The sequence below is a fragment of the Thalassolituus sp. UBA2009 genome (genome assembly GCF_002335285.1).
In the GTDB taxonomy this organism is placed as follows: Bacteria; Pseudomonadota; Gammaproteobacteria; order Pseudomonadales; family Oceanobacteraceae; genus Venatoribacter; species Venatoribacter alkanivorans.
In genome coordinates this window covers 40,243-41,407 of record NZ_DDCJ01000166.1, presented here as the reverse complement: position 1 = coordinate 41,407, position 1,165 = coordinate 40,243, and the positions used below count along the sequence as shown (strand labels likewise).

Here is a 1,165-nt window from a genome sequence, read left to right as displayed (position 1 = left end):
TCCTTGGCCAGCCCCAGTTCTTTCTGAATGGTTTTTAACTGCTGTTTCAGGAAAAAATCACGCTGGTGTTTGCTGATATCTTCGTTAACGGTTTTATTAATTTCAGCCTGCAGGCGTGCTACTTCCACTTCTTTTTTCAGCAGCACCAGGGTCTTTTCCATACGCTTTTGCAGGGGCAGGGTGGCCAGTACATCCTGTAAGGCTTTGCCTTCGGCGGTGGTGATGGCCGCAGCAAAATCGGTCAGCGGGGATGGGTCATTAGGACTGAAATGGTTGAGATAGTTTTTCAGTTCTTCGGAGTACAAGGGATTAATCGCCACCAGTTCTTTGATGGCATTAATGATGGCCATGGCATAGGCCTTGATCTCATCGGTGAAATCCGTGCTGCGCTGCGGATATTGCACCCGTGCCTGCATTGGCAGGTCAGTGCTTAACCATTCACGGATACGGAAGCGGCGGATGCCCTGGGCGATAAACTGAATCCGGCCATCTTCAGCCTGAATACGGTGAATGCGCACCACACAGCCGATATCCGGAATACGCTCCGGTGCCGGCACTTCGTCAGCGGCCTTATCGTCGACAAACGACAGACCCAGTAATTTGTGCTGTGAATTGGCGACCCGTTTCAGCGTTTCGCCCCAGACTTTTTCATCGACAATAACCGGTTGCACCTGAGACGGGAAAAACGGACGGCCATTCACCGGCAGGATGTACAGCGTCTCCGGTAATACGTCATCGGCCAGTGCCAGAGCACCTGCGCCTTCTTCTCTGCTGATAAATTCGTGATTTTCGTCGCTCATATCGACCCTTAACTGTTCGGTTTATGGTGCAAATGTGGGGGGCAGCTGCAGCTTTTCAAGGCTGGGTGATACAACGAATGTGCACCTCTGTGTTCTGTTCGGTAAATCAGGATAGTTATTGCGGTTTTATCAGTTTCTCAGAAAAGAAGTAAATGCATAAGCTTATGCGAATACGAAATAAGCATGCGGGAGAATAAGATGATGCCGGGCTATTTTGCTGAGCAGCAAGACAGCAGACCAGAGAAGCGGGCGACGGTCTGGCGCAGCGCCTTGCACACATTGGCAGTGATGGTGCTGTTGGCGGCTGCTTGCCAATGGCTGGCCGGTTTACCCCGGTTACAGGCAATGGGGATTGGCAGCCTACC

The 1,165-nt window shown here is 51.5% G+C and carries 2 protein-coding genes; one reads left to right on the top strand and one right to left on the bottom strand.

Annotated features, from left to right (window positions below; translation table 11 throughout):
- A partial coding sequence (locus B3P58_RS20495; protein WP_286720307.1) for an LON peptidase substrate-binding domain-containing protein occupies nt 1-800 on the bottom strand: 800 nt, incomplete at its 3' end.
- Nucleotides 801-983: 183 nt separating this feature from the next.
- Here B3P58_RS20495 and B3P58_RS20490 point away from each other — a divergent pair.
- Nucleotides 984-1,165, top strand: a 182-nt coding sequence (locus B3P58_RS20490; protein WP_286720305.1) for a hypothetical protein, incomplete at its 3' end; no start/stop codon positions are given.